The 5,453-nt window shown below is 67.5% G+C and carries 7 protein-coding genes and 1 pseudogene; 4 read left to right on the top strand and 4 right to left on the bottom strand.

Annotated features, from left to right (window positions below; genetic code table 11):
* Positions 1-499: ribonuclease HI family protein (locus B9G38_RS13895; protein ID WP_086220753.1), on the top strand; the 499-nt coding region annotated here is incomplete at its 5' end.
* Complete coding sequence (locus tag B9G38_RS13890; protein WP_086220752.1) at positions 486-1,256, top strand: hypothetical protein; 771 nt, start codon at positions 486-488, stop codon at positions 1,254-1,256. The genes B9G38_RS13895 and B9G38_RS13890, both read left to right, overlap by 14 nt.
* Positions 1,257-1,358: 102 nt before the next feature.
* Here the strand turns inward: B9G38_RS13890 and B9G38_RS13885 are convergent, their stop codons facing one another.
* Positions 1,359-1,709, bottom strand: coding sequence for a PadR family transcriptional regulator (locus B9G38_RS13885; RefSeq protein ID WP_086220751.1), 351 nt, complete (start codon positions 1,707-1,709; stop codon positions 1,359-1,361).
* Between the two features lie 410 nt (positions 1,710-2,119).
* On the opposite strand from B9G38_RS13885, the gene B9G38_RS13880 reads away from it, so the two are divergent.
* Both B9G38_RS13880 and B9G38_RS18750 read left to right on the top strand, forming a co-directional pair.
* A complete protein-coding gene (locus B9G38_RS13880) occupies positions 2,120-2,653 on the top strand; it encodes an inorganic diphosphatase (protein WP_086220750.1) in 534 nt (177 codons plus the stop codon).
* A 97-nt stretch (positions 2,654-2,750) separates the two neighbouring features.
* On the top strand, positions 2,751-2,879 hold the full coding sequence (locus B9G38_RS18750) for a hypothetical protein (RefSeq protein ID WP_255375980.1): 129 nt from the start codon (positions 2,751-2,753) through the stop codon (positions 2,877-2,879).
* 15 nt (positions 2,880-2,894) lie between these two features.
* Here the strand turns inward: B9G38_RS18750 and B9G38_RS13875 are convergent, their stop codons facing one another.
* The 3 genes and pseudogenes from B9G38_RS13875 to B9G38_RS13865 form a co-directional block, all read right to left on the bottom strand.
* The gene (locus tag B9G38_RS13875; RefSeq protein WP_086220749.1) at positions 2,895-3,692 is read right to left on the bottom strand and encodes a winged helix-turn-helix domain-containing protein; all 798 of its coding nucleotides are present in this window, start codon (positions 3,690-3,692) and stop codon (positions 2,895-2,897) included.
* Positions 3,693-3,785: 93 nt separating this feature from the next.
* Entirely contained in the window at positions 3,786-4,034 is a 249-nt protein-coding gene (locus tag B9G38_RS13870; protein WP_086220748.1) for a hypothetical protein, read from the bottom strand.
* Between the two features lie 344 nt (positions 4,035-4,378).
* Positions 4,379-5,453 (bottom strand): annotated as a pseudogene (locus tag B9G38_RS13865) (caspase family protein); the annotation flags it as partial.

Genomic DNA, 5,453 nt, shown 5'->3' with positions numbered 1-5,453 from the left:
GGCCGGGGGGGCGGGGGCGGCCGCGGTCGCGTACGAGGCCAAGGTCGCCGTTCAGGGGAGCGACCCGACCCGACTGACCGCTCTGCTGCGCGACGGCGGCGGCCGCGCGCACGTCTACTTCGACGGCGCCTCCCGCGGGAACCCGGGTCCGGCCGCGGTCGGCTGGTGCCTGGTCACGTCGGACGGCGTCGTCGCCGAGGGCGGCGAGCGTATCGGGCGCGCGACGAACAACCAGGCCGAGTACGCGGCGCTGATCCGCGCGCTGGAGGCGGCCGACGAGTACGGCTTCGACGCCGTCGACGTCCGGGGCGACTCGGAGCTGATCGTCAAGCAGGTCCGCGGCGAGTGGAACGCCAACGACCCCCAGCTCCGCGAGAAGCGCGTCCGCGCCCGGGAGCTCTTGGAGCGGTTCGACCGCTGGTCGATCGCGCACGTACCGCGGGAGATAAACGAACGCGCCGACGATCTGGCGAACGAGGCACTCGATGACGCGAACTGACGACGACCCGCCGGAGTGGGCGAAGGAACGGGCGCGAGAGATGATGGCGGCGGAGAACGACGCGAACGCGGGCGGCCCCGCCGACGCGGACGACCCCGCGGATGTCGCGGAAGCACCCGACCGCGACGACGAGCGCGTCCCGGACGTGCCGGTCGAGGCGGTCGACGAGGCGGAGCGGCTCACTCGGCTGGCCCGCGAGGCCGAGTCCGCGGAGCCGACGCCGGAGATCGAGGAGGCGGCCGACCAGTACCGGGAGCGGCGCGACGCGCTCGCGGCAGAGTACGGCTACACCGCGCGCGTCCGCGACGAGGACGACGCGCTCGTGTTGTACCCCGACGAGTGGATGGACGACGGGACCGTTCAGCTCGACCGCGTCGAGGACACCGACCGCGCGGTCGAGGTGTCGCTGTCCGGCCCCGGCGACGCCGACCGCTACCGCGAGGTGGCCGCGTACAACGAGGCGGTCGCCGACGCGGTGACCGAGCGCGAGTCCGAGGTCCACGCGCGGACCGCGGAGACGTTCGCGGCGTTCATGAGCAACCACTACGTCCGCCCGGTCGACGACGCTACCCCGGAGATGCGCGCCGAGTTCCGCGAGGAGTACCTGGTCCGGAACGGGTGGCCGACGGACGAGCAACTGGCGGCCGCCGAGGAGTCGCTGTCCGTGATCGAGACGGTCGCCGCCGACGTCGACGGCCCCGCCGCCGCGGACCGCTCCGACGACGGACATTCGAGCGACACCGACGGTTCGACGTAGCGACGGCTCAGCGAAGAGAGAACGCGGCTTTCGCCGCGCCGTGTGCCAAAATGTTCGGTCGGATACGGTTCCGTTTCGCCGCGCGCGGGGCCTCGGTCCCGCTTAGTCGAGCAGCGCCCGGACCTCGTTCGCGCGTTCCTCGTCGGTGACGAATCGATCGAGGACCCACTCGATCTGGCCGAGGACGACGTCGTGGCCCTCGTCGGTGAGCTCGTACTGGTTCGTCCGCTTGTCGAGTTCGCTCTTCTCGACGAGCCCGTGGTCGACGAGGTCGTCGAGGTTGGGGTACAGGCGGCCGTGGTTCACCTCGGAGCCGTAGTACGCCTCCAGCTCCCGCTTGATGGCGAGGCCGTACATCGGCTCCTCGGCGAGGATGGTGAGGATGTTCTGCTGGAACGCCGTGAGATCGCTTGCCGCCGTCGATTCATCAGTGACTGTTTGTGCCTCTGACATGCCTGACGGGAAGGGGCCCGAACTTATAATCTTTCTCAACATTCACGACCGTTGCGATGCGTAACCCCGCACGGTCGTCCGGATCTCTCGGTATCGACGGTCTCTCGACGGATGCTCGTGGTCTCCGGCGATGGAACGCGTTCGACTGATCGATTCCGCTTTCGGCGGATGGACCGAGGGATCGTCGGTCGCGCTCGGCGTACGGCTCACGATCGAAACCGCGGAGATCCGGCCTCGCCCGGTGTCCGCCCTCGTGACCTCGGCTCCCCGTGGTTCGGCGGCACCGGCTTCCCGTCGTTACGACGCGGATCGGTGGCGCCGGCCTCCCGTCGTTGCGACGGGGATCGATGACGGACGCGCTCGCGCGATCCCGAAAGGACTTTGGCCGACTTCCACCCACCAACGGACACATGGCCAACCTCTGGGAAGATCTCGAGACGGGACCGAACGCGCCGGACGAGATCTACGCCGTCGTCGAGTGTCTCAAGGGCGAACGGAACAAGTACGAGTACGACAAGGATATCCCCGGCGTCGTCCTGGACCGCGTGCTCCACTCGAACGTCCACTACCCGTACGACTACGGCTTCATCCCGCAGTCGTACTACGACGACGAGGACCCCTTCGACGTGATGGTGCTCGTCGAGGACCAGACGTTCCCCGGCTGCGTGATCGAGGCCCGCCCCGTCGCCATGATGAAGATGGACGACGACGGCGAGCAGGACGACAAGGTGATCGCGGTGCCGACCGAGGACCCGCGGTTCGACCACATCGAGGACCTCGAGGACATCCCCCAGCAGACCCTCGACGAGATAGACGAGTTCTTCGCGACCTACAAGAACCTCGAGGCCGGCAAGGAGGTCGAAACGCTCGGCTGGGAGGACAAGGCGGCGGCCAAGGAGGCCATCGAACACGCGCAGGACCTGTACGACGAACAGGTCGCCTAACGACCGTATAACCGAAGCGCATCCGTCGCCCGCGGCCGGATGCGTTATGCCTATGGGTAATTTTTAGGGCGTCGTCCGCCTATCATCTGCTAGAGCCATGAGCGCCACTACGCCCGCCGTCGGCATCGACCACCCGACGGTCGTTCCCGCGAACTTCGACCCGGACGACGACGCGACGACCGAGACGGCCGCCGGCGACGAGACGGCCGCGAGCGACGACGCGTAGCGGTCGCTGACCGCTTCAGGCGCGCTCGACGACCGAGGAGAGCCGAGTCGCGTCGTCCCGAAGGGACGCGAACGCGTCGTCGACCCAGTCGACGACCGTCTCCTCGGTCGATTCGAGCACGCACCGCGGGTTGTTCCGCTCGTCGTACGCGGTCACGCACGCGACGTCCTCACAGCGGACGAGGCCGTACTCGATCGGCTCGGCGCTCACGTACACCGCGGCGTCGTCGTCCTCAAGCGCGCGGTCGGTCGCCGGTCCGAACTCCGCGACCGACGCGTCGACCACGTCGCGGTCGATGATCAGTTCCACGTTCGCGCCGTCGTCTAACGCCGCGGCCGCCGCGTCGTTGAACTGCTGGAGGACGACGGGGGAGACGGCCCGGATCTCGCCCCCGCGGCTCTCGCGGAGGAGCTCCGTGAGCCGGTCGACGACCGCCAACGGGTTCTGGTCGGACGCGACCGTGAGGTCGCTGTCCGGGATCCCCGCCGCGGGAAAGTCGACGCCGACGCGCTCGACGGTCTCGGCGAACCGCCCGTAGCGGTCGCCGCGCTCGACCTCCGTCAGGAGCGTCTCGTACGCGTCGTGAACGCGCTCGCCGGTCGGCGTCACCCGGTAGTTCGCGTCGCGTTTCACGACCCAGTCTCGCTCGCGGAACCCGGCGAGGATCCGCTGGACCGTCGTTCGGGTGGCGTCGACCGCGTCGGTCAACTCGGCGGGGCGCCGCGGCTCCTCCCGCAGCGCCCGGAGTATCGCGACCCGAACGGGCGACCCGGCGAGGTACCGCGCGCCGTCGTGTCCGACCTCGGCCGTCATCGTACGATCCACGTGTACGGGTACCGTCCTGTTAATCGTACCGTGTCGCGGAAGGGGTCCTCCCGTCGACCTCCGGCGCGTTCCGCGAGCGCCTCAGTCCCGGTAGCGGAACGACACGACGGTGCCGACGGTGTCCTCGCCGGCGATGCGCTCCGTGGTCACGGTCACGGTCGCGAGCGCGTCCGCGCCGAGCGCCTCCTCGATCACCGCCCGGAGCGCGTCGGGGTCGGCGCCCTCCTGAATCACCGGCACGCGGACCTGTCGGCGGTTGACCGCGACGTTCCCGAGGTCGTACTCCGTGTGTTCGAACGCCTCTCGGATCGCCGCCTCGATGTCGGTCATGACGTCCCGGACTCCGCGCCCGGCGGTGAAAAAACGCGGTCCTCGCTGCGCCGCGTCGGGGCAGACAGTGCTTTCGGGTGTACAACGTCGGGAGCCGAATAGAATCCGCTCCTCGGACGCGCTATCTATTTAATACAAGCTTTTCTAATTTTAAATATCTACTATATTCTCCCGCAGAACAATCTTAATATTTATTTATCCTGATACTTTTCGAATATGCACGAAAGTGTGGCGGACTACGTGGCAGAGCACCCGAAAATGGCCGGCGTCCTGTTCACCGCGCTGCTGCTGCTGACGCAGGCGGCGCCGGCGGCGGCGAATGTTGCTGGCGCAAACCCTGGCCCCTAATTAAGTTCTAAGCTTTCACTCCAGACAAGCTCATCTGAATAAAATACAGGTACCAATTCTAGATCGAGTAGGTCAACTAGCACCTCGTTGGGTATATTTTCGAATGTGAACTGAGACGGCACGTAGTGGTTGTCTTCTGCCATAGTGAGACTTAGCCAGGAGAGTGACCCAACTCCGTGGTTTCTGTTCGGATAAAACTCCGCTGAAAGGTCATATGTCTCCGCACCCCGATCAGCGATATCAAACACAACCGCGATCCCACTCCGGCTTTGACAAATAGTCGCTCCCCCGTCGCCCACCACGATGTACTGGTGGCCCGTGATCAGCTCCCGCTTCGCCACGTGGAGCGCGGTACGGAGGTTGAAGCCGCTGTTCATCAGGCGGGCGATGATCCGGCCGAGCGTCGTCGCGGGCGAGTTCGCCACGTCGGAGAGGGTGACGATGCCGCCGCGCGAGCCGCGGTGGACGAGCGCCTCGCCCTGCTGGTAGGACTGGCAGGCGTTGAGCAGGAAGGCGCTGACGCCGATCTCGAGGTCCTCGTCGGTCAAGTCGAGGTAGTCGTCCGCGCACTGCATCCCGCGGTCGTCGACATGGCCGATGTAGTGGAGGAAGTCCACGTCCGATTCGAGGACCTCCCGCATCTCCTCGCGGGTGAGGTCGTGGCGCACCTCGATGTCGAACTGGACCATGTCGCGGAGCCCGTACAGGTCGGCGACGTTCCCCTCCTCCCGCATCTGGTCGTCGTTACAGACGACGAGGACCGAGATCCGCGACTGCTCGACCTGCCCCGCTTCGAGCCGGCGGTGGTACGCGTCCAGCGTCGCCTTGTTGGCGTCCAGCGGGACGCCCTCGCCGACCCACGCGTGCTCGACGGTGTCGACCGGCTCCGGCCGGACGAACTCCGTCTGGGCCGGGACGGCGCCGCGGTCCGCGGAGGCGTCCGCGCCGCGGGTGGCGCCCGCGTCTCCGGCTCCCGTGCCCCCGGCTTCCGCGCTCGCGCCGCCGCGAACGAACTCGCCGTCGTCGAGACCGCCGCCGGCCGGGGGCGGTCTCGACGACGGCGAGTTCGTT

The sequence above is a fragment of the Halorubrum sp. SD612 genome (assembly GCF_002135005.1).
Note: the sequence above shows the minus strand (reverse complement) of the source record. Positions and strands in the feature narration are given on the sequence as shown.

What these genes read in the sequence shown, in the direction of transcription:
- B9G38_RS13880 (WP_086220750.1), top strand. Translation starts at nt 2,120, where the DNA reads ATGGCCAACCTCTGGGAAGATCTCGAGACGGGACCGAACGCGCCGGAC.
- B9G38_RS18750 (WP_255375980.1), top strand. Translation starts at nt 2,751, where the DNA reads ATGAGCGCCACTACGCCCGCCGTCGGCATCGACCACCCGACGGTCGTT.
- B9G38_RS13890 (WP_086220752.1), top strand. Translation starts at nt 486, where the DNA reads ATGACGCGAACTGACGACGACCCGCCGGAGTGGGCGAAGGAACGGGCG.
- B9G38_RS13885 (WP_086220751.1), bottom strand. Translation starts at nt 1,709, where the DNA reads ATGTCAGAGGCACAAACAGTCACTGATGAATCGACGGCGGCAAGCGAT.
- B9G38_RS13875 (WP_086220749.1), bottom strand. Translation starts at nt 3,692, where the DNA reads ATGACGGCCGAGGTCGGACACGACGGCGCGCGGTACCTCGCCGGGTCG.
- B9G38_RS13870 (WP_086220748.1), bottom strand. Translation starts at nt 4,034, where the DNA reads ATGACCGACATCGAGGCGGCGATCCGAGAGGCGTTCGAACACACGGAG.